Here is a 20,152-nt window from a genome sequence, read left to right on the forward strand (position 1 = left end):
TCACCGTGCCGATGGACAGCGCGGCGTGCCGCTCCTAGTCCTCTCCTGCGATGTTCGCGAATGCCGACGGCAGGGGCAGGTCAAAGACTCAGCCGAGCCACCATCACTTGCTGGAACGCCCTGTGTTGCCGAATGTCGTGCGTTCCGCGCGGGGGTAAATGGGGTCGAGCGGCGGGGTGTAGGCGATCTAGCATCGCCTGGTGGTGGATGTGGTGGTGAACAGGCAGTGGGTGTTGGGGCGGCGGCCGGTAGGGGCGCTGCGGGACAAGGATTTCGAGTTGAGGAGTGTGCCGGTGCCCGTTCCGGGGCCGGGAGAGGCCTTGATTCGGGTGCATTGGCTGGGGATCGATCCAACCCAGCGGGGCTGGCTCAATGAGGCTGACAACTACATCGACGCCGTGCCGGTCGGCGCGGTGATGCGCGGTAGTGGTGTCGGGCGGGTGGTGCGCTCGAACGATCCGGATTGTCCAGTGGGTAGCTGGGTCGCGGGAATGGTGGGGTGGCAGGACTATGTCGTCCGGTCGGCGGGCGGGTTGTTCGGATTGAACGTGGTGCCCGAAGGTGTGCCGCCTACGTCGATGCTGAGTTTGTTCGGAGCGCCGGGTTTGACCGCGTACTTCGGTATGACGGATATCGGCCGTCCCGAGCCCGGCCAGACGGTGCTGGTTTCGGCGGCGGCCGGTGTCACTGGGTCCATCGCGGGGCAGATCGCAAAAGTCTTGGGCTGCACGGTCATCGGTATCGCCGGCGGCCCGGATAAGTGCTTGTGGATCACCGAGCATGCGGGTCTGGATGCCGCCATCGACTACAAACACGACGATATCGATGCCTGCCTGGCCCGTCTTGCCCCCAACGGCGTCGACGTCTTCTTCGACGGTGTGGGCGGCCGTATCCTCGAGCATGGTTTGGCGCACCTGGCCTGTCGTGCGCGTGTCGTCCTGGCCGGGGCCATCTCCTCCGGGTATCAGGGCGCCGATCCGGCATGTGGGCCGCGGAACTATATGAGGCTCGCGCTGGACCGGGCGCGTATGGAAGGGTTCATCTTCCTCGATTACCTCGACCGTTTCCCGGAAGCCTTTACGGCATTGCGTGACTGGCAGGCCCAGGGAGCGATCACCATTGCCGAGACCGTCAGCAGTGGACTGGAATCCGCGCCGAGCGCGTTGCGTGCCGTCTTCGAGGGTCGCAACCTCGGCAAGCAGCTGGTCAAGATCGCAGAGTCCTGACATGACGGACACGAGATATGGATGCCTCCAGGCCAGCGAACTTCGTTGTGTATGCGCCGTTTCTACCGGAACCCGCGTGAGGCGAGCGCGACCTACAGATCGGCCTTCGCGATGTCGACGTAGGACGTGGCCACTTGCTCCGAACCGCTGTAGCGCATAGCGGTCCGGGGCGCCCATCCCAACCCGCTGTTGCCGGCGGCCAATGCCTCGATCCGCACGTAATCGACCACGTGCCAGATGGCGATCCTTCTGTAGTACCCCGTACGGTCGTTGGACAGTTGGATAGTCGTCTCGACCTCCCGGCTTTGCTCGAGGCTGGTGGCGCTGCCGAGCTTGCGGGTCAACTCGGGACCGACCGAGGGGATCGGTGGTAGGCACAAGTTCACCGTCAGCTCCCGGGATTGCTCCTGTGTGACTCCCATCAGGATGCGCGAGGTCCGGGCCGAACTGGTGCCGGGGGAAAGCTGTTCGATGTGCGCCTCACGTTCCCAGAACTGGCTGACCTGCACCCGGCGGATCTCCTGCGGGGAGTCGGAAGCCTTGTGTTGTTGGTTGCTCTGGCGGCGGGAGACGACGAGCACGGCGAGGACGATCAGGGCCAGGCCATAAGTCAGGACGATGGCACAAATCCACGCGACGGCGTGCATCGCCCCCCGCTGGCTGCGGATATCAACCCAGCTCCGCGAGGACTCGCGGTCGCCGGCGGGGACCTCGAGCGAGCAATCCCTACGTAGCATGTCGATCTGCCGGCGTAGACCAGGATCCTGACCGACCGGGGCCAGCGCCGCCTGATAGCTCGCCGTGAGGCCGAGGATCCGACGGGCGTCGGACTCCTCCGATGCCGCCGGCGCGAGGAAAAAATCGCGATGAACCAGGGCCACGGGGGAGCGCAACGGCGGGTCCTCCCCCTGGGATCCGAACTCCGGTGGCTTTGGCAAACCTGACACCAATCAAACATACGATCACCCTTCGCGTGATGGAAGGGGTTCGGGTAGTGACGGCGAAAAACAACGTAAATGCTGGTCAGCGGCCTATATGGCGAGTAGTTGTCTACTCGTGCCCATCGGGATCTTTCCGGTAGACAATCGTCTCGTCGCGGGTCTTTCGGCCTTCTGTCGATCGTCCGCTCGGGCCGAGGGCGAGATACCGGCCGCCGACTCGTCCTTCTATGGACCGCAGGCGCGTGGTAGGAGGTCGCCGTGAGTGTAGGTGGGCGTCAGGACTTTGCATGGGTTGATAAGCCGGACTTGGAGAAGGATGAGGTCCATATCCCTCCGCGGAAGTGGGCCGCGCCTGTGCCTTCGAGGTGGGAAGACAAGCACAACATCGCCGTGATTGGGCGGGGCACCGCTGGCAAATACTGGGTCCACGTCGGCGGACATGATCCCTTCGCTCCCTATCAGGCTCAGGTCGTCGCGTACGGCAATGACAACACGCGGTGCAAGTTCTACCAGCCGTCGGTGCCCGATTACGAGGAGCTGGGGGGCGCTCTAAGAGGTTGGTATTCCAGGTTCTTCGTTCTCTGCCTCGCCCTCAATGGCACACCTGTCAACTCCAGGTTTGTCTTCTCGTTCAGCGGCTCCCCTCGCCCCGAGGACTCCTCGTGGGCACAACCGCTGGCACCGCCCCCACGGAAGACACCTAAGGCGGCGTTTCTCGAAACGACCGAAGACGGCACGGCGATCGCAAACCACCGTCGAAACCCGAACAGCCCCTATACCCCGACCGCGATGGCCCACAGTTCGGTCGGGTACGTGCCCCCCGGACTGAGTATTCGGCACGAACAGACCGGGATCTACCGGGTAATCCTGCCGGGCCTCGGCACCAAAAATCCGGGTCTTGCGCAGGTCACAGCGGTGGGAGGGTCGGACGCACATTGTGTCGCGGGCTTGCCTTTTCGTTCCTCGAACGACCCGAGCATTCTGGAAGTGGTTGTTCAGGGCTGGAACGAACGGGACCGCGTAGACACGGGTTTCATCCTCAACTACGACGAAGAAGTAACGCGGTCGACTGTGGCGCACCAAGGAGCTCGCGCGTATGCCGGTAACCAATTCGCTGCTTCCTACACTCCGGACCGCTCCTACAACACCGGCCAGGTCAGCGGCTTTCCTGGCACCAACACCGCCTACCACCTCGGAAAGGGTTGGTACCAGATGCATCACAGCGAAATATTCGATACTCCCAACTCTGTGTGGGTGGGTGCCTCCGGCATCTTTCCCAGCTATTGCAAGATCGAGGCGTGGGGTTCTTCGGCGTCAGCGCGGGGAACCGATGTCTACGTCCGCTGTTTCGATGCCGAGGGCAACCCCGCGGATACTCCGTATTTCGAAACGTGTCAAGGCACCGAGATTCGTTCCAGTTGAGTTGTTGTCAGAGGCATGACTTGTAGGGAATTCAGCCCGCCCGCAGTAGGTTTCGTATTTTTCGAAGAGGATCAGGGTCTGGCGCACATGTGAGGACACCTAATCCATTGGTCATCAGATGGTTTCAGCCACGGCTGCGTCCTCGGCATCCGCGCTGATGTAGGTCACCAGCGGGTCTTCATCGGAACTGGTGTTATCAACGTGTCGTTGAATGCGGGAGCCGGGTCTCGCGATTCTCGACCACGGCGTTGTGAGCGAACCCAATTCGGGACGACCCGTACCGGAGCTGTTGATCGCGGACGACATCTGCGGGGGTTGTCCGGAGATGGAGGTGGCACCGGACATGTGCTGCGTGGCGGCGATGCCCGGCGAGTGGGTAGTACCGGGAACCTGCGTCGCGGGGAGGCCATTCGGAGGGAGTGACGGGTTGCCGATCCGATCCTCGTATATAGCGCCTTGGCTGCCGGGCAGGTCCGATAGCCCTTGTGTCAGAGGCATTGCCGTCATGCCCATCGGTGCCATCGCCTGAATCATCCCGGCCAGACCACCGGAATCGATGCCGGCGCCGACACTGTCGATCGGAGCTTTGCCGCTTGCGACAAGCCGGGAGCCGCTCCCATAGGCGATGTCGTTGTTGGTCTGCGACGTCACGTTGACCTTGTCCCACACGGCCTCGACGGCAGCGGCTACTTGCCGCAGCAGGGTTGTCTCCTTTGCGGGCTTCAGCTTGCCGGTACCCGCGGCTTCGACCTTGTCGGCGAGCTCGGTGACGATGGTCTTGATAGAGCTCAGCGTCCGATTCTGTTCGTTGGCCACGAAGACGGACGTATGGAGCACTTTGTCGTCCATCCGCAGCAGCGACTCCTTTTTCGTGTCGACCTCGGCCACGGACTGCATGTATGCCTCGGTGGCCGCGCCGGTGCCGAGATCCTCGGGCGCCACCGATTTCAGAAGTGTGGCCGACTGCGGCGGAGGGGCGGCCGTACCAGGACCGAGCTGATCGACTGCGGTCTGAATCGCGGTCTCAGCCTTCGCGAAATATGCTTTGAAACCATCCGACGCACCGGGCGGGGGTTTCAGCTTTTTCAGCTCTTTCAGCGGTGGTGCGTGGAAGATGTGGACGACTCTGGGTTCGCCTGGTCCGGGTTCATGTCCGTCTTGCCCATCAGAACTGCGGAAAATGCGCGTCAGCCCCGGTCCGTCAGGTTCTCCGAGCACGCTCGTCCCGTCGACGGTATGCAGCACTCGCCCGAGTCCCGGATTGTCAGGTCCCTGAGGCGCAGTCCAATCCCGTTCGGGTTCGAAGAGTTCCCAAGCAGAATCGTCGTCCGTGACGTTTGGCGCCATGCGTCCGTACCGCCTCTCCAAAATCTTCTGTGCATTTCGGGATGGATCCGGCGAGACCGACAATAGGGACGGGATCTTCAGTGCCTCTTCATCAATCGTTAGAGATTTCTTAAACTTCATCGACAGGACTTCGGTCTGCGCTCGTGACGGCAGTTGTCACCGAGTGCAAGGACCAGCGAGGTGCCTCGCCAACCCCGCTGTGCAGCAGTGGCTTTCAATGCAAGACGAGGAGCCGATCAGTCGAGCCAGTCGATCATCTGAACCAGATCCCGGAGCGACACAGTCGCCGCAACCTCTGGAATCGAGAGTGTTGCGACAACCATGCGAACCTGCCATTCGTCGGGCGGCGGGTTTGTGCGCGAGGCGACTACCGGCGATTCTCCATGGCTTCGAGCGGGTTTCGCGTAGAGCGGTCGATCCAGGTGGTGAAGTGGGCGGCGAGATCAGTTGGGGCGGTGGGGCGGATAAGGCCATGTCGGTCGTGGAGTTCGGTGTAGCGGCCGTCGTCGGTGATGTCGTGCCATTGGACGGTGGTGCGGGGTTTGTCCGGTGTGTCGATGGGGCCGGTGTAGAGCAGCGCGGAGCCGCCGCCGTCAGCGGGGCGATGCAAGAGGCGTTGGTAGTGTTCGCGCGGGGTGGTGCTGTCGGGATGGTCGCTGAGGTCTTCGAGGTGGAAGGTCGGTGGCGGTTGAGTGCCTGGATTGCACTGGGGGAGGCAGCCGACGAGTTGCGCGGGTAGGTGGTCGGTGGGGAAGAGGCGGCAGCGGATGGGGCCATTGGTGTCGCCGACAGTGGTTTGAGTCAGCGACATCGCGTGATGGTTGGTGCGTGCGCCGACGATGCGGTAGACCCGCACTCCGCCCTCGGGGTGTTCATGTTGGGTTGTGCCGCCGAAGATTTGGATGCGTATCGTCGAGGTGGTCAAGGTGTGCAGGGCGAGCTCGATCTGTTCGAGTTCGTCGCGGGAGTAGCGCTCGCGCACGGTGGTTCGGTGGGCGTCGAAGTCGTCGCGGCGGGCGAAGCGGCTGGTGAAGCGGAGTGGGTCGGGGAAGCGGTTATACGCTGTGGTGAGCCAAAGTGCTGCGAAATCGTCAGGCTCCCAGGTCCATTCGGACATCGGCAAGATCCAATCGATCGTGAGTGAGAATGGGTTTCGCGCCGCTACGACTTCAGCCACGCGTCGATCTGGTCCAGGCTGCCGCTGTGGATGGGTTCGTCGTCTTCCGCGTCCAGCAGTTTCCAGCCGTATGGTGGATACTCGGCGCGTACTAAGCGATATCCGGCCTGCTCGGCTCTCGCTCGGGCCGAACGCAATTGTGCGGCAATCGAATCCGGTTCGTGGGTCATAGACCGCCCTTCGTGCTGATTCACCAGGGTTTGCCCCAGAGTCGGTGTCGTCGTGCTGAATCGCGGTGGATGCGTCCTGCCGCCACCAGCGCGTCGAATGCGGCGTGCTTGCGCGCGCAGTCGTGCTCGCAATGCAGCTGCATCGCCACATGGGCGTCGGCGAGGGTGAACGGCTCATCGGGTGGGCCGCATGTCCATGCCTTCGGCCATTCGACCGGTCGCAATCGACAGTGCCCGGTGGGCCGGTCGTGACGTGGCAGGTTGATCGGCCACACGCACGCCACCCCGAGCATCGCGAACGTGCCGCCTCCGACGACCGCGAGGATGCCGTGCACCACTTGCCATGCGCTCATGGTGATTCACCGCCCGCATCCGTTGCCCGGTTTGTTGGTAGCGCCAGCTGCGCGAGTCCGTCGAGCACATCTTGGAATGTCTGGAGTTCGGGCGTGCCTTCGGGCAGAGAGGGGATGGCGCCCTTCGGGAACTCGATACCACGCCGATGGGCGCGTTCGCGCGGGCTGAGCGTCGGTGGCGTGATCCGGCTGTGCCGTACAAGCGTGTAGTAGGCGGCTCGCTTCCACACGCACCGCTCGATCCGGCACGCCCGGTGTAGGCGCATCTGTGCGTGCGCCAACTCGACCTCGGCCAAGCCGCAGACATTCGGCGGGATGAGCAGAGCGTCTTCGTTCATCGAGCGGCCCCCATCTCGACGTCGGGCGAGCACTGGGCCGAGCGCGCCCAAGTGCTTTGCGGGCAAACGGTTTCCAGATCGAACCCCTCGTCACAGATCAACGCGGGCAAGCAGTCCACGTGACCGAGGTCGAAGACGACGATCGCTTGCACGCCGATACCAGCTGCCATACCGAGCACATACCCGATCGGATCGTGAACATCGGCCGGTGGCCGGACTGTGTATATGTACTGGTAGCCGAGCGTGCGAGCGTGCCGCTGGATATCGGTGGCGTGACGTGGCGCTGCCTGCCCGGAAACGTCATTGCGCACGAACCCAATGGCTTTCGGTTTGTCGCTCGCATCGATCGTCTGCTGCGGCTCGATGGTGTGCGTAGGTGTCATGGTTCCCCCGGAACCTGGTCGGTGTGGTGGATTGTTATGCGTCCTGAGCATTTCCACGTGGCTGATGCACTTGCGACGGCCACTCTCGAGGCGCATGTTCAGCTCACACCCATGCAGGTGAATTCACAATCTTTACGCCAAAATTCTTCACTTCGAAAAAACGTAGTAATCTAGCGCCAGATTCGCATTTGTCCCGGTCAAAGCGAGGAGAAGATTCCATGCCTGCACAGCCCGCCGTCCCATCGGTCCCTCGTCGTCAGGTTGCTCGCATCCTGTCGAAGCTGCATCGAGAGTCCGGGCTTTACATCAAAGATGTGGCGGAACAGGTCAACCTGCACCACGTCACCGTGACGAAGATGCTCAAAGGGCAGCCGTGCAAGCTCAAGCCGATCTACATCGACAAACTCTGCGAGATCTACCATGCAACACCCGAAACCAGGGCGACGCTGAAAGCCATTGCCGCAGAAGCGGAATCAGCTCGTGGCTGGTGGTATGACTTCAGCGATGTCGTTTCGCCCGACAAGCTCGATGTCTACATCGCCCTCGAAGGCACAGCCACCGCTCTTTCGATATACCAGAACGCCCGCATTCCAGGTTTGCTGCAAACCGAGAGTTACGCCCGCAGTCTGCTCTGCACCAGCCCCGACCTGACGCCCGAGGAGGTTGAGCGTCACGTCCAGGTCCGGATGCGTCGGCAAGGGGTTCTCACCGAATCCAAGCCGAGGTTGGACGCGGTACTCGACGAAAGCGTCATCCGCCGCTTGCTCAGCAATCCCCAACTCGCCGCCGGTCAACTGCACCGCATCGCCGAGGTTTCGAGGCTACCCAACGTCAGTGTCCGGCTCGTGCCATTCGACGCCGGCATCTACCGTGGCACTGAGGAAGGCCACTTCATCATCCTCGACTTCGCGGGGACAGCCGGCCTCGAACCTGAGCCCTCGGTTGCGTTCATCGAAGGAGGGGCCGGGGGCGGCAACCTGTATCTTCAGAAGCCTGACCAGGTGGCGCGGTATCGTCGATCTTGGGCCGACATAGAGCGGTCCACATTGAGCGGGGCCAAGACCCGCGCTTATCTGTCCAAGATCGCGAAGGAGTTACCTCGGTGAACACCGAGTGGTTCAAGAGCAGCTACAGCAAGCAAGGGGGCGACTGTGTGGAAGTCGCCTTCCTTGACCACAGGATGGTCGGAATACGCGACAGCAAGAACCCGACCGGCCCGGCGCTGGTCTTCGCGCCCGGCGAGTGGGATGCCTTCACTGCGGGTGTTGCGGGGGGAGAGTTCGACCGCCTCGTCTGAGCTTGGCGCAATGCCGACCCCAGAGCAGACCTATCCTGATGGGTCTGATGTCGTGTGGGGCCGTTTGTCGTCTGTACGGCGAGCGCACCACTACATACGCGCTAAATCCGAGCTCGCGCATAGCTTCCGGTTTCGGACGAGCGTGTCGTGCGGAAAGCCGGGTGTGCGATCGTGCCGAGGGTATGTGTGAACGCGGAGCCTACAGTCCAGGCCAGGAGAAGATCTTAGGGTTGGTGGGTGCCTGCTTCGGCAGATTCGCCTCCAGGTCTTGGTATTTCGCCGCCTGGTCGGTGTCAACACTGGTGATGCGTTCGCGGACGGTGCGGAAGAGGGTTTGGAAGTCTTCGATGACCTTGTGGTGCGATTCCATAACGGCGTAGACGCTGTTCTCGGAACCTTGGGATTTCTCACGCCAGCGGTGGACCATCGTCTTGGCGGAGAACAGGTCCCGGTCGCCCTGCGCAAGGTAACCCTCGCCGAGACCCCACTTCTCTTGTCTCGAGACCTGGGTCATCGTTCGCTGTATCTGGCGGATCTGGTCCTTGAAGTAGTCGCAGTCACGGTCGATATAGACGAACTTCTCGAGATCCATTCGCACCGACAACCGGCCCTCGCGGGCGTCGCTGATCAGGTTTGCCAGCGGGGTCGCGGGACTCTTGTCATCGTTTGCCATGTCGGTCCTCTCCCCGGTCGATCCGTGGATCAATCAGGCGTTGGCGGGCAGGCTGGGCACAACCTTTTCGGCCAGACCCCGAGCAAGCACACACGAGTCGATGCTGCCTGTGTCTCGATTTGATGGTGGATTACTCAGGTTGAAATCGATACTGCCGTCCTTCATCTCGACATTCACCGTGCACGCCTCTTTGATGAAGGCACCATCGAACTGGCGCGTCGAGATCGCGCGCCTGCCGTTGATCGTGAACTCGGTGGCTTCGGGAAAGTTCCGGCTGCGGGTGAGATCAATGGTGAGGTTGGTGGTGGTGATGCTCACGGCGTAACCGTTCGACCGGACCCAGGCGCAACCACGCCACTTGGCCCCACCGCTTGTATCGCTGTTGGCAAGTTCCTTGCCGTGCAGCTTCTCCGAATCCAGCACGCTCTGCGGGACGTCCTTACACGGGTCATAACCACTGGGTACATCCGCCGCCATCGACGGCCCCGCGCTCGTCGAACTCGCTGCGGGCGTGGCACCCCCATTGGTCGATGACCCACACCCGGACAGCAGGACAGCAGCACCAACCGTGAATGCCGCGCCGACGAGCGCGTTCCCTTTGCGGGCCATGTGATCCTTCCGATGGTCGTCAGGGTCGGATCGGCTCCCCGCCCCCCGTTCAGCTGAAATGACCGTACCGGCGGGTCGACCCGGCGGCAAGCGACCACCGCGCCGCGGGACGGCCCGAGCACGCCTGCATAGCGTGAACGCGCGGGCTCTGGCGCTGATCGCGGAGAAGCTCGGGATGAACTGAGCACTGCCACAACCGAACTCGCGGCCCCAGTGTGATCCCCAGGTCATCGGCCCATGGCTCAATCATAGTCGGGAGCTGAAGCGGCGGCTTCCAAGGCATCGCTACCAATGCCCATACGTCCGATCCTCCACTGCGCGCCTCCGTAAGCCCGGCGTGCCCGCCTTACCGGATCACAGGCCAGGGCAGGTCAGGGTTAGAGAAGCGCGCGAGGAGACACACGAGCGCATCATTTGGCATCTCCGCGCCCGGTATCTACCGCACGGATCGAGATGTCCGGGCATCGACCAGCACCGCGCGGTTCGTACCAGCGGATGTGATAGCTGTGACAGCGGTTTGCTGTCCGTTGTTCCTAGGCGTACGGTCCCAGCGAAGATCTGACGGGACAGCGCGCCCGCTCTGGGCCTGATTGACGAGGGGACTGTCGACTATGGGGGATTCGTCGTCTCTGTCAATTCAGCCTGAGGAAGTCAAAGTGTTGGGGCGCATGGCATTTCAGGTAGCGGAGGAATGTCGGTCCGGGTACTCGTCGCTGGTGACCGATGCGCGGGTCACGATCGACGGCTGGGTCGGGAACAACGCCGGAACTTTTACCGCCGCGTGGGAGGAGTTCCACGAAGGCGCTGACCAAGTGTGGGACGCGTTGTTCGAGCTGGCCGAGAAGCTGGGGGTCACAGCTGAAACCCTCCGTGCGACCGATCAGTCGAACGCGTCCGGTGTCAGCTCCCTGGATCTACCCTGAAATGGGGTTAAACAGCTTATGACCACCGATACGCCAGCATTCTCGGTCGACCTCGACAAGCTCGAGGATTTGGCCGCTCGCGTGCGCGGGTACATGGCGGCCGTTGCCGATCGGCTGGCGGAGCTCGAGGCGAAAGCCAATGACCCTGCGTGCATACGGCACCGCCCTCAATGACGTCGGTTTCGAACATGCCAAGTCCGATGCCACGCTGAAGGGGACAGCGCAACCGGAAAGGCCGAAGGACTCAGCCTCGACGGTGACCTTCGGGCCTTACGCCCTTCCGGCGTCGGCAGCTGGAGGAACTCCGCAAGGCATTGCGAAAGCGTCCATCGAAGTACTCGACGCCATCAATTGCCCGCTCCCGGACGGTAACACCGAGACGCTGGCCAAGGCGGCCGAGGCTTGGGATCGGCTCGGCACGATCCACCAGAACACCAACGCCAAAGACAAGATCACGATCGCGGCCAGCCTTTTCGACGGAGTGACGTCTAAGGACGCTGTGCAGGTCCGTGAAGACCTGAAGACCGTAGAGACCTCCATCGGAGAATTGCTCAACACGTGCAACCAGATCAGCAAGACCTGCACTGACTACAAAGAATCGATCGAAGAACTACGCAACGAGATCAAGGGATTCCTGGAAGCTATCGTCCAGGAAGCTGCGATCGACCTAGCGATCACCGTCGTCGCCACATGTCTTACCGGTGTCGGCGGCGTGATCGCCGGCGCTAAAGCTGTCGAGTCGGCACGAAGATGGGCCGTGAAGATCAAAGCGGCCGTCACCGCCTGGCGAGCACGTAAAGCCTTGCAGCTCAAGGGCCTTGCCGACGGCGCGAAGACTGCGATGACGAAGGCCAAGCAGGCCGTCAAGGACCTATACGATCGGCTAGGGACAGGGAAGGGGAAGAGCCAGCCAACCGTCGCTGCCCTGACCGACGAAGAAGTGCGGGTTCTTAGACAGGGCCCGAGCGACCTCCGCGGCAAGTCCTTGACCGCCCCGGTAACGAGGTTCTGTTCGGGTCGGGGGCAAATTTCCTCGTCCAAAGCAAAACCTTCGATGAGGCAACGCGGCGATGGGTGATCAAGATGGCCGAAATTTAGGAGGACCGGCAATGCCGAAAAAAGTCGGTGGCAAGCTCTTTTACACTGCGGAGGAAGCCGTACAGCTCGGGTTGACACTCTCGCAGGAGGAAATCGCCCAAAACGAAAAGATATTTGCCGAATTCGAGGAGAAGCGCCGAGCCGCTGGCCCGGCACCCGAGGGGAAAATGCCCGGGTTCGGTGGTCGGTTCTCCGATGACCTGGAAGGCACGGAGTTCGAAGGCTGGACTCGAGACCCGAGAACGGACAAGTGGTTCGACAAAGACGGACGACCGGCCTACGACGAGGATGGCCGACGGATCACGTACAACGACTAACCCCGATGGCGTCGAGATATTCAACGGTGACCTCTCACAGCCAACCTCACCCGAGACAGGCACACAGTCTGGAGTCCACGTCGGACACGGCTACATCCTTGCTGTGGGGGCGCTGCCCTCCGGCATGATTACCATGGGTGCGATGCAGGTTGACTTGATGCTCGATTCACTGGACGGACTGTCAGTGGGGGATGCGTTGGGTGCGGAATTCCCCATCATGGGCCGGTCGATTCCGGATCTTCGTGCAGGCAATCTCTCAGCCGGCCAGTGGGGGTGGACCGACGACACCGAAATGGCCTGCACCGTGGTCGCCGAACTCCGCAGTCACGGTGGGATCGATCAGGACCGGCTTGCCGCCGCCTTCGCTGTACGGTTCGAGCCGTGCCGTGACTACGGCTTCGTAACGGTCGATACATTGCGTCGAATCCGCGACGGCGTGCACTGGCGGGAAGCCGCCGAAGCCGCGTTCGATCACCAGGGTTCCTGTGGCAACGGTGCAGCCATGCGGGTCGCTCCGCTGGGTGCCTTTTACGCTGGCGATCCGGAAAAGGTTGCTGCCGAAGCGGTCCTGTCGGCACAGGTGACGCATCTGCATCCCGAAGGGGTCATCGGCGCGGTCGCGGTGGCGCTCGCCGCCAGTCAGGCCGCGCATGCACGCTTGATCGGGACTCGGCCCACACCAACGGCATTCATTACCTCCATCCTCGACCGCATCGACGACGGAGACACGAGCCGACTGATTCGCCGCGCCCGCGCCCTGCTCGGAGCTTCCGCCGAGGAGGCCGCAGATGAGCTCGGCAACGGGTCCCTGGTAACTGCGCAGAACACGGTGCCGTTCACACTGTGGGTCGCGGCAACGCATCTGAACGACTACCCGGCCGCAATCACCACATGTATTGCAGCAGACGGAGATATCGACACCACCAGCGCCATCGTCGGTGGGATCGTCGCCGCTTACACCGGCACCGGCGGACGCCCCGGTCCGATCGTCGGGGTGCCACAGACGTGGCTTGCCGCGCGAGAACCGTTGCCAGGCTGGATCAACCCGGGCCGCCGAACGCGACGGCCAATAATGCCTGGATCCGGCCGCGTTCGACGATGGCTGTTCGGCACTTCGCGAGGATAGCCACCGGTCGATCTCGCTGGTCATCGTAGATCGTCATCATCGCGTGGCCGCATCGAACCCGAATACTGTGGTAATTGCCACGGGACGGTGCGTGGTTAAAAGATGTGCAACGGAGGGGATTTCGGGAAGGAGACCGGGAGTGTGGTCAGCGCGCGCTGGAAGGGGCCGGGACGCCAGGTGAGATCCTCGGCGGGAACGGCGAGTTGCATTTCGGGCAGGGCGTCCAGTAGCTGATCGATCGCGTCCTGCGCGATCATTGACGCTACCGAGCGTGCGGGGCACGCGTGCGGTCCTGCGCTCCAGGCCAGGTGCGAGCGATTGTCGATGTATTCCCCGGTGCTGATCGCGGGATCGTTATTGCTGCCGGTCATGCTGATGACGACCGGCTGGTGGGCGGGCAACCAGACGCCATCGATCAGGATCGGCTGCTTCGGGAAGGTGACGCAGTAGTTCGACATCGGCGGGTCGGTGAACAACACCTCGTCCAGCGCGTCGCACGTCGGGAGGGTCCCACCGATAATGCTGCCACCGAACCGGTCGTCGGTGAGCATCAGCCGCAGTGTGTTGGTGATCAGGTTCTGGGTCGGCTCGATGCCCGCGCCGTAGAACATGAGCACTTGGTGCATCAACTCTTCGTCGTCGAGCTGAGCGGGATGGGCCACTAGTCGAGAGATGATGTCATCGCCCGACTCGGCACGTTTGAGGGCGACCAAATCGCTCATTGCCGAGGCGAGCATCATATTGCCCGCCGCGGCGTTCACGCCTTCGAACATCGCTGCCATGCCGGCCGCGGCGCGCTCACCGATCTCCTGCGGGCAGCCGAGCACGGCATTGATCACCGTGAAGGATAGGGGGAACGCGTACTGACTGATCAGATCCGCCGTGCCGTCCTGGCAGAACGAATTGATCAGCGGTATGGCGATCTGCTCGACAGTGGTATGCAGGGCGAACATGTCGATCTCGCTGACCCCGGCAACGGTCGCCTCCCGGTATCGGGCGTGCTCCGCGCCCGCGGCGCGAATCGCGGCCGGACGCCATTCGAGCATCGGCAGTACCGGACAGTCGCGGGGGACATCTTTCTGCCAGGTTCGCGAATCGGCGGGGAAATGGTCGGGATCGTTGAGGATCCGCAGCGCGGTGTAGTAGCCGATCACCAACGTGGCGGGCACGCCGGGAGCCAGTTCGACCGGTACCAGCGAACCGTATTTACTGCGCATGTCGCGGTAGGCCGAATGCGGATCCGCGGCGAATTCCTCTGAGTAGAGCGGAATGCGGGGGATGTTGGTGTCAATCGGCGATCCGTGCGGGACCGGGCAGGAACGGGTCGTTGCCGACTCTGGCGTGGTCAAAGAGGTGACTCCAGTCAGTGAGCAGGACGAAACAGGCTGCGAGCGTAGCTGTCCCACCCGCGCAGAGCACTGCAAGGTTACGTCGACGGCTAGCTCCGCGCGCGCCGGAGCGGCCGCGTGCACCGGCGTCGGGCACCCGTGCCGAAGCGAGCAGACTCCGACGAAGGAAGGACAGTTCGACCTCGACAGCCTGTTCGTGCGAGTCGAGAAACGGCGCGTAATGCCCGCCCGGCAGGCGAACCACCTCTGCTCGGGAAGCCCGTTGCGCCGCCCGCACTGCGGGCCGCGGCGGAGCGGTCTGATCCTGGTCGCACACGAGCAGCAGGAGTGGGCTCGTGATGCGAGAGGCGTGGCGGCCGGGGCGGTATATGGAGATCCGCAGCCCGGTGCGTGCGGCGATCACCTGCTGCCACTCCGGATACCTGTTGTCCGGGTTGAGCGCTCGGTCGCCGTCGCGACCGTCCGGCGTTGCGAGCAAAGCGACACTGCCGGGCGCGCCGGCGAGCGGCACTAGTAGTGGTTGTCGACTGAACAGTCCGCCGAGGCCATCGACGATGCCTCTGCCCACGAAACGCAGCATGGCGAGTGGCCGCTGATGGCGTCCCGCGATGTTCGCGGCGGCCAATCCGTCGGCGAGCGGTGTCTGGGCGATCACCGCGCCGAGTCGCGGATTGCGGGCCGCGGCCCGCCAAAGATGGCCGCCCGACAGGGAGAAGCCCCAGATCGCGACCCGGTGTGGGTCTACGCCGGGGAGCTTCGAGGCGTACGCGATGGCGGCCTCCAGATCGGCTAGCTGCTCGTTCATCCGGATGACCTGGCGCGGTTGTCCTCCGCTCTCGCCGAGATGCCGGTAGTCGAACGCGAGCACCGTGAACCCGTCGGCATGGAATCGGCGCGCGAACCGATCGGTTCCCGGCTCTTTCGTCACCGCCCCGCCGGCCGCCATGACCACGCAGGCGCCGTTGGTCCCGGGATAGTGCCAGGCGACGCACTCGGTGCCGTCGCTGGCGAAGCGCACCTTCATCCGCTCCGAATTCTCTTGCATGTCAACCTCCGACCAGATCCAGTATCGTACTGATTCAATACTATATGGTACTCATGGAATACGGATCAGATATTTTCCAGGAAGGCTCGTGTCATGAACGCAGACAGCTACCGTCGGATGACCAACACGATCAACAAGGTCATCGTCGGATTGCATCGCAGGGGTATCGTTTTCGGGCCGATGCAACTGCTCACCGTCAAGGGGCGACGGACCGGGCAGTCGCGTACGTTCCCGATCGCGGTGAACACGCTGGGGAACGGCCGATATATCTTCCAGGCCTTTCCGAAGGCCGCGTGGGTGGCGAACGCGCGGGTGGCGGGCACTGTCACATTGACAAGGGGTCGCGTGTCCGCTCTCGCTCGCCTGGTCGAAATGTCGGTGGAGGAACGTCGTCCACTGCTGCATGAATTGGTGACGACCAGCCCGGCGAGTGTCGGCAACCGCTTCGTGACCACCGGCCTGGCCGATGCCGCCACACCGGACGGGATCGCCGCGGCAGCGCATCGGATCGCGGTATTCCGCGTCGAACCAGCCTGATCGAACCAGCGAGGTTCATCGAATACGGGCTGACCGGTCTGCGGGGGAAATCCTTCTCCAGGCTACGTGGGGTTCCGGCTTGCGTGGCGCTGATGCAGGCCACGCATCGTCGTAGCTAGTTCGGGTACCGGTCCTGTGACGGGGATGTTCGGTGCGACCTCGGTAATCGCCAAGGGGAGTACCGGCCCCGGTGCTACTCCGAACTCCTCGCGCCATTCGGCGAGTTGTTGCGTCGAGGCTGCGAATACGATGCGGCCGAGGCCTGCCCATGCGTGCGCGGCGGAGCACATCGGGCAGTGCTCGCCGGAGGTGTAGACCGTGGCGGCCGCACGTGTTGCTGGGTCGAGATGTTGTGCGGCCCAACGGGCGAGCTCGAATTCGGGGTGCTGGGTCGGGTCGCCCGATGCTTCTTCGTTCTTGGCGGTGGCCGCTACCTGATCGTTGACAACGAGTATCGACCCGAATGGGGCATTGCCCGCGGCGAGCGCTTCGTGGGCGAGCTCTACGCACTTGTTCAGATAGTGGCGATCAGCGCCGTTGACCATGTCGCGGATCATAGGCAACGAGGCGCTGGACGAGTCGAATTTCGGGGCACTGTGGCCGTGTTGGAGTGTGGGTAAGGCGTGGTCGACACGCGGCCGACTCGGCTCGATGCCGAGTTTTCAGGGGTTGGCTCGAGTACTGTGCGAGCAATGGCGACTATCGCGAACATCCTGGTCGGCTTGGTGGCCGTGTTGCATGCGTACATCTTGGTGCTCGAGATGTTTTTGTGGGAAGGCAAGCCTGGGCGGGAGTTGTCCGGGTTCGATGCCGAGATGGCGGCGGCTACTGCGCCGTTGGCCGCTAATCAGGGGCTGTACAACGGGTTCCTCGCGGCGGGGTTGGTGTGGGGGTTGATTGCGGCGGACCCGACGGGATTCCGGGTTCAGGTCTTCTTCCTGGCATGCGTGGTGATCGCCGGGGTATACGGTGCTGTGACGGCGAATCTGCGCATCTTGTTCGCGCAGGCAGTACCGGGAGCTCTCGCGCTCACCGCGGTCCTGATCGCGGGCTGACGCCCGAAGCATGTTGTGCTGGTCCGGAGCAGCGAGCGAGGCCGTGTTGTCGGGGTGCGACCGCGGCCCTTGCCTGAGCTCGTCGGTCTCGGGAAGGATCGGGATGGTCACCTCGCGGGTCATGGCGGCGGTTGCGGCACTGTTCGTCGCGTCAGGTGTTTTTGGAGGAGCGGGGCCCGCGCAGGCTGCGCCGACCGCGTGCGCGGTGGGAAATCCCTTGCGGCCCACCGCGGAATTGTTCGCCACCGACAACACCGCGACCATCACCGACCCGGATGATCAACGGCTGCGTGCCCGGCTGGAGGGTTTCGAACTCGCGGTGAGCGGGATCGCCTTGCGGAACATCGGCCTTCCAGTGGGTTCTACGCTGGTCAGCGGTGTCTTCTGGTCGCAAGAGCGACAGCAGGCGACCTACGAGCGGTCCCGCGAGTTCCACCTTGCCTGCGTCGACGCGCCCGATCTGCGCCGCATCGCCGACCAGGTCCGTACGCGCTTCCAGCAGGAATCGGTGCTGACCTTCGAACACCTGGTTGCTACCGCACCGGAAATCGACGCGTTCACCGTCGAGGTCGCCGGTATCGACGTGCGCCGATTCCGTGACGCTTTGATCGCCGACCCGACCATCCGCGACCATCTCGTCGGCGGCTCCGTCAGTGAGGCAGGCACTCTGATCCTGGTAGCCGATCTCGCCGACCTCGCGCTGACCCAACAGTTCGTCGTCGCCCTCGGCGGTACCTGGGTCCCCGACACCATCCAATACGGCGACCGCGAATTCGTCGGCTGACACCGGCGTCGCCCTATTGATCTTCCTCTCGGATCAGCTTGTGCAATTCGACAGCTGCGCGACCAGCCGCGGTGGGATCGGGGTTGTTGACGGCTTCGTCGACGAGGTGGTGCCTGCGCGCTCTGCTGCGATGCTCGAGCAGTTCCCGGAACAGGGCGGCCAGGGTCGGCTGGTAGGCGTCGTTGTAGTAGGCCGGGAAGGTGTTCGATGGCATCGGCCGGTCGGAGTCGTCGGCATCCCAGTCGTATTCGGCGTCATACAGCCATTGCCGTAGTTGCTCGTCTGTTGGGTGTTCGGCCGTCACGAGATCACATCTTTCCTTCGGCGAACATCGCCGCGCAATGGTCTTCCATGGTCATGCGGGCGTCGGCTCGTCGGGGCGGGTGCCGGTGGTGATGGCGACGTAGTCGGCGAGGGTCATGAGCACGAATTGCTGGCCGGGGTCGCTGACGCCGCGGCGCTTCGCGACGACGATCGCGGCGAGAGCCTCGTCGTTGCCTCGCTCCGTCGCGGCCTCCTTCAGCCACGGCCCGGCGAGCATCCTGCCGCCATAGTCCTTGCATTCGGCGACGAGGCGCTTGCCGTGGGCACGGAGACCGCCGATATCGCCTCGATCCTTGGCGCCGTTCTTGGTTCGGCGCTCAATGTGGCCGTCGACATGCTCGGCGAGGTACGCCGCGATACTGGTCTCGAATGTGGCGCCGGCCTTCTTGGCGCTGGCGCGGTTGCGCGTCATGCGTGCCTCCTGCACAGGTATCCGTCGTCGGGTTCCGGCGTCGTCTCCGGGCTGACTGGGGCGGTTGCAGTCGCCGCAGTGGCCGGGGAACGTGGCAGTGAACCATACGAGCGTTTCAGGTTCGGGGAGGTCGGCCTTGCGGCAGTCGGCGCACGCGTACCGGAACTGCACGGGGGCTGGTTGACATCTGGGGTGCGAGCTGTTGGCATGTGGGCGAAGGGCATTAGTCGGGAGTCCGAGTTTGTCAGTTCACTATTGTCACTCTGTGACGTCAGGGCCGGTTCGGTTGGCGTTGTCGGTGGCGGTGGGCGTTGTCGAAAGGCTTTGTAGCACATGATTTTCAGGCGGCAGGGGCAGAGCATTTCGATGCGCGCCGCAATGGTAGGGGTCGCGGTCGTCGGTGTGTTGGGGATGACGGCGGCACCGGGTGGCGCGGCTCCCAGCGACTCGGCCGCGCCGAGCGTACCGGCGGGCACGGTGATCGAACCGGCGATCGACTGCCATCCGAGCGATGTCCGACCGAATCCTGTGATCGTGCTGCCGGGAGCGGACGGGGGTACGGCGGATACCGCCGCGCAATGGGATCCGATGGTTTCGGCGCTGCGCGGACAGGGTGCTTGCACGCTGCTGTTCCAGGGCGGAATCGTCGATGGAAAACGTTGGGCGGGTGATATGTCGAGCGCGGCTCGGCAGCTCGCCCAGTTCGTTGCGAAGGTCAAGGCGGTCACGGGGGCGGCCAAGGTCGATATCGTCGCTCATTCGGCGGGCACGTTCGTCGCGAACTACTTCGTCAAGGTGCTCGGCGGTGCCGCGGATGTGCCGAACATGGTGCTGCTGACGCCGGAGGCTCGCGGTTGTGACGGGGCCGGTTTCCTTGCGCAGTACGGGCTGAAGAACCTGCCGATTACGCCGGTCCAGCTGATAACGGCGCTGCCGTTCCTGGTGCCGGTGCTGTCGACACTGATGCCGAGCATGGCCAACGCACTGCAACTGACACCGGCATCGGACGTCTACAAGGCCGTCATGAACGGACCATTGACCCAGCCCGGTGTCCGCTATTCGGTGATGGCGACCAAGAACGACGCGATCGCGACACCGCCCGGAGTGTGCTCGTTCATCACCGAACCGGGCGTCACCAACGTCTTCTACGAGGACCTGTTCCCAGGTAGCCCCGCAGTCGATCACTCGACCGTCCGTTCGAGCCCGGACACCACGAATTGGGTTATCGAGCAGCTCTACTCATAGC

Annotated in this window: 26 protein-coding genes; 12 read left to right on the plus strand and 14 right to left on the minus strand. The window is 63.2% G+C overall.

The window, feature by feature from the left end; translation table 11 throughout:
* Positions 1 to 200: 200 nt before the first annotated feature.
* Entirely contained in the window at positions 201 to 1,226 is a 1,026-nt protein-coding gene (locus ACLMAJ_RS30050; protein WP_412017220.1) for an NADP-dependent oxidoreductase, read from the plus strand.
* A gap of 92 nt (positions 1,227 to 1,318) precedes the next feature.
* Here ACLMAJ_RS30050 and ACLMAJ_RS30055 read toward each other — a convergent pair whose 3' ends face one another.
* Entirely contained in the window at positions 1,319 to 2,119 is an 801-nt protein-coding gene (locus ACLMAJ_RS30055; RefSeq protein ID WP_412017221.1) for a PIN domain-containing protein, read from the minus strand.
* Between the two features lie 438 nt (positions 2,120 to 2,557).
* Here ACLMAJ_RS30055 and ACLMAJ_RS30060 point away from each other — a divergent pair, with 438 nt between their 5' ends.
* Positions 2,558 to 3,589 carry a hypothetical protein gene (locus ACLMAJ_RS30060; RefSeq protein WP_412017222.1) on the plus strand — a complete coding sequence of 344 codons (1,032 nt, stop codon included), beginning with the start codon at positions 2,558 to 2,560 and terminating at the stop codon, positions 3,587 to 3,589.
* A 114-nt stretch (positions 3,590 to 3,703) separates the two neighbouring features.
* Here the strand turns inward: ACLMAJ_RS30060 and ACLMAJ_RS30065 are convergent, their stop codons facing one another.
* The 6 genes from ACLMAJ_RS30065 to ACLMAJ_RS30090 all read right to left on the minus strand — a co-directional run bounded on the left by ACLMAJ_RS30065 (position 3,704) and on the right by ACLMAJ_RS30090 (position 7,357).
* Positions 3,704 to 5,056, minus strand: a complete 1,353-nt coding sequence (locus ACLMAJ_RS30065; RefSeq protein ID WP_412017223.1) for a hypothetical protein — start codon at positions 5,054 to 5,056, stop codon at positions 3,704 to 3,706.
* Between the two features lie 247 nt (positions 5,057 to 5,303).
* Positions 5,304 to 6,053: an ESX secretion-associated protein EspG gene (locus tag ACLMAJ_RS30070; protein WP_412017224.1), complete on the minus strand. Its 750-nt coding sequence runs from the start codon at positions 6,051 to 6,053 to the stop codon at positions 5,304 to 5,306.
* 44 nt (positions 6,054 to 6,097) lie between these two features.
* Complete coding sequence (locus ACLMAJ_RS30075; RefSeq protein ID WP_412017225.1) at positions 6,098 to 6,283, minus strand: hypothetical protein; 186 nt, start codon at positions 6,281 to 6,283, stop codon at positions 6,098 to 6,100.
* 20 nt (positions 6,284 to 6,303) lie between these two features.
* The gene (locus tag ACLMAJ_RS30080; RefSeq protein ID WP_412017226.1) at positions 6,304 to 6,636 is read right to left on the minus strand and encodes a hypothetical protein; all 333 of its coding nucleotides are present in this window, start codon (positions 6,634 to 6,636) and stop codon (positions 6,304 to 6,306) included.
* On the minus strand, positions 6,633 to 6,974 hold the full coding sequence (locus tag ACLMAJ_RS30085) for a hypothetical protein (RefSeq protein ID WP_412017227.1): 342 nt from the start codon (positions 6,972 to 6,974) through the stop codon (positions 6,633 to 6,635). The genes ACLMAJ_RS30080 and ACLMAJ_RS30085 overlap by 4 nt, the downstream gene beginning before the upstream one ends.
* Positions 6,971 to 7,357: a hypothetical protein gene (locus ACLMAJ_RS30090; protein WP_412017228.1), complete on the minus strand. Its 387-nt coding sequence runs from the start codon at positions 7,355 to 7,357 to the stop codon at positions 6,971 to 6,973. Before ACLMAJ_RS30090 ends, ACLMAJ_RS30085 begins: the two co-directional genes overlap by 4 nt.
* A 218-nt stretch (positions 7,358 to 7,575) precedes the next feature.
* On the opposite strand from ACLMAJ_RS30090, the gene ACLMAJ_RS30095 reads away from it, so the two are divergent.
* On the plus strand, positions 7,576 to 8,463 hold the full coding sequence (locus tag ACLMAJ_RS30095) for a Scr1 family TA system antitoxin-like transcriptional regulator (RefSeq protein WP_412017229.1): 888 nt from the start codon (positions 7,576 to 7,578) through the stop codon (positions 8,461 to 8,463).
* A complete protein-coding gene (locus ACLMAJ_RS30100) occupies positions 8,460 to 8,654 on the plus strand; it encodes a DUF397 domain-containing protein (RefSeq protein WP_412017230.1) in 195 nt (64 codons plus the stop codon). Before ACLMAJ_RS30095 ends, ACLMAJ_RS30100 begins: the two co-directional genes overlap by 4 nt.
* A 199-nt stretch (positions 8,655 to 8,853) precedes the next feature.
* On the opposite strand, the gene ACLMAJ_RS30105 is transcribed toward ACLMAJ_RS30100, so the two are convergent.
* Together ACLMAJ_RS30105 and ACLMAJ_RS30110 are read right to left on the minus strand one after the other, a co-directional pair.
* On the minus strand, positions 8,854 to 9,327 hold the full coding sequence (locus ACLMAJ_RS30105) for a hypothetical protein (protein WP_412017231.1): 474 nt from the start codon (positions 9,325 to 9,327) through the stop codon (positions 8,854 to 8,856).
* A gap of 33 nt (positions 9,328 to 9,360) precedes the next feature.
* Positions 9,361 to 9,936, minus strand: a complete 576-nt coding sequence (locus ACLMAJ_RS30110; RefSeq protein WP_412017232.1) for a DUF3558 domain-containing protein — start codon at positions 9,934 to 9,936, stop codon at positions 9,361 to 9,363.
* A gap of 611 nt (positions 9,937 to 10,547) precedes the next feature.
* Between ACLMAJ_RS30110 and ACLMAJ_RS30115 the strand changes: the two genes are divergently transcribed.
* From ACLMAJ_RS30115 to ACLMAJ_RS30130, 4 genes are all read left to right on the plus strand, one after another.
* Entirely contained in the window at positions 10,548 to 10,859 is a 312-nt protein-coding gene (locus ACLMAJ_RS30115; RefSeq protein ID WP_412017233.1) for a WXG100 family type VII secretion target, read from the plus strand.
* Between the two features lie 139 nt (positions 10,860 to 10,998).
* Positions 10,999 to 11,937 carry a WXG100-like domain-containing protein gene (locus ACLMAJ_RS30120; RefSeq protein WP_412017234.1) on the plus strand — a complete coding sequence of 313 codons (939 nt, stop codon included), beginning with the start codon at positions 10,999 to 11,001 and terminating at the stop codon, positions 11,935 to 11,937.
* Positions 11,938 to 11,968: 31 nt separating this feature from the next.
* A complete protein-coding gene (locus ACLMAJ_RS30125) occupies positions 11,969 to 12,274 on the plus strand; it encodes a hypothetical protein (protein WP_412017235.1) in 306 nt (101 codons plus the stop codon).
* A gap of 142 nt (positions 12,275 to 12,416) precedes the next feature.
* Positions 12,417 to 13,400, plus strand: coding sequence for an ADP-ribosylglycohydrolase family protein (locus ACLMAJ_RS30130; protein WP_412017236.1), 984 nt, complete (start codon positions 12,417 to 12,419; stop codon positions 13,398 to 13,400).
* Between the two features lie 95 nt (positions 13,401 to 13,495).
* Here the strand turns inward: ACLMAJ_RS30130 and ACLMAJ_RS30135 are convergent, their stop codons facing one another.
* Together ACLMAJ_RS30135 and ACLMAJ_RS30140 are read right to left on the minus strand one after the other, a co-directional pair.
* Positions 13,496 to 14,749, minus strand: coding sequence for a cytochrome P450 (locus ACLMAJ_RS30135; protein ID WP_412017237.1), 1,254 nt, complete (start codon positions 14,747 to 14,749; stop codon positions 13,496 to 13,498).
* On the minus strand, positions 14,688 to 15,794 hold the full coding sequence (locus tag ACLMAJ_RS30140) for an alpha/beta hydrolase (RefSeq protein WP_412017238.1): 1,107 nt from the start codon (positions 15,792 to 15,794) through the stop codon (positions 14,688 to 14,690). Before ACLMAJ_RS30140 ends, ACLMAJ_RS30135 begins: the two co-directional genes overlap by 62 nt.
* Positions 15,795 to 15,887: 93 nt before the next feature.
* Between ACLMAJ_RS30140 and ACLMAJ_RS30145 the strand changes: the two genes are divergently transcribed.
* On the plus strand, positions 15,888 to 16,331 hold the full coding sequence (locus ACLMAJ_RS30145) for a nitroreductase/quinone reductase family protein (protein ID WP_412017239.1): 444 nt from the start codon (positions 15,888 to 15,890) through the stop codon (positions 16,329 to 16,331).
* Between the two features lie 62 nt (positions 16,332 to 16,393).
* On the opposite strand, the gene ACLMAJ_RS30150 is transcribed toward ACLMAJ_RS30145, so the two are convergent.
* Positions 16,394 to 16,876, minus strand: a complete 483-nt coding sequence (locus ACLMAJ_RS30150) for a nucleoside deaminase (protein WP_412017240.1) — start codon at positions 16,874 to 16,876, stop codon at positions 16,394 to 16,396.
* A gap of 147 nt (positions 16,877 to 17,023) precedes the next feature.
* On the opposite strand from ACLMAJ_RS30150, the gene ACLMAJ_RS30155 reads away from it, so the two are divergent.
* Both ACLMAJ_RS30155 and ACLMAJ_RS30160 read left to right on the plus strand, forming a co-directional pair.
* Positions 17,024 to 17,386, plus strand: coding sequence for a DUF1304 domain-containing protein (locus tag ACLMAJ_RS30155; RefSeq protein WP_412017241.1), 363 nt, complete (start codon positions 17,024 to 17,026; stop codon positions 17,384 to 17,386).
* Between the two features lie 121 nt (positions 17,387 to 17,507).
* Positions 17,508 to 18,170 (plus strand): hypothetical protein, encoded by a 663-nt coding sequence (locus ACLMAJ_RS30160; protein ID WP_412017301.1) that lies wholly within the window; start codon positions 17,508 to 17,510, stop codon positions 18,168 to 18,170.
* Positions 18,171 to 18,183: 13 nt separating this feature from the next.
* Here the strand turns inward: ACLMAJ_RS30160 and ACLMAJ_RS30165 are convergent, their stop codons facing one another.
* Together ACLMAJ_RS30165 and ACLMAJ_RS30170 are read right to left on the minus strand one after the other, a co-directional pair.
* On the minus strand, positions 18,184 to 18,474 hold the full coding sequence (locus ACLMAJ_RS30165) for a hypothetical protein (RefSeq protein ID WP_412017242.1): 291 nt from the start codon (positions 18,472 to 18,474) through the stop codon (positions 18,184 to 18,186).
* A gap of 51 nt (positions 18,475 to 18,525) precedes the next feature.
* Positions 18,526 to 18,906 carry a hypothetical protein gene (locus ACLMAJ_RS30170; protein ID WP_412017243.1) on the minus strand — a complete coding sequence of 127 codons (381 nt, stop codon included), beginning with the start codon at positions 18,904 to 18,906 and terminating at the stop codon, positions 18,526 to 18,528.
* A 366-nt stretch (positions 18,907 to 19,272) separates the two neighbouring features.
* Between ACLMAJ_RS30170 and ACLMAJ_RS30175 the strand changes: the two genes are divergently transcribed.
* Complete coding sequence (locus tag ACLMAJ_RS30175) at positions 19,273 to 20,151, plus strand: esterase/lipase family protein (protein ID WP_412017244.1); 879 nt, start codon at positions 19,273 to 19,275, stop codon at positions 20,149 to 20,151.
* Position 20,152 lies beyond the last annotated feature (1 nt).

Source organism: Nocardia arseniciresistens (genome assembly GCF_046764875.1).
In the GTDB taxonomy this organism is placed as follows: domain Bacteria; phylum Actinomycetota; class Actinomycetes; order Mycobacteriales; family Mycobacteriaceae; genus Nocardia; species Nocardia arseniciresistens.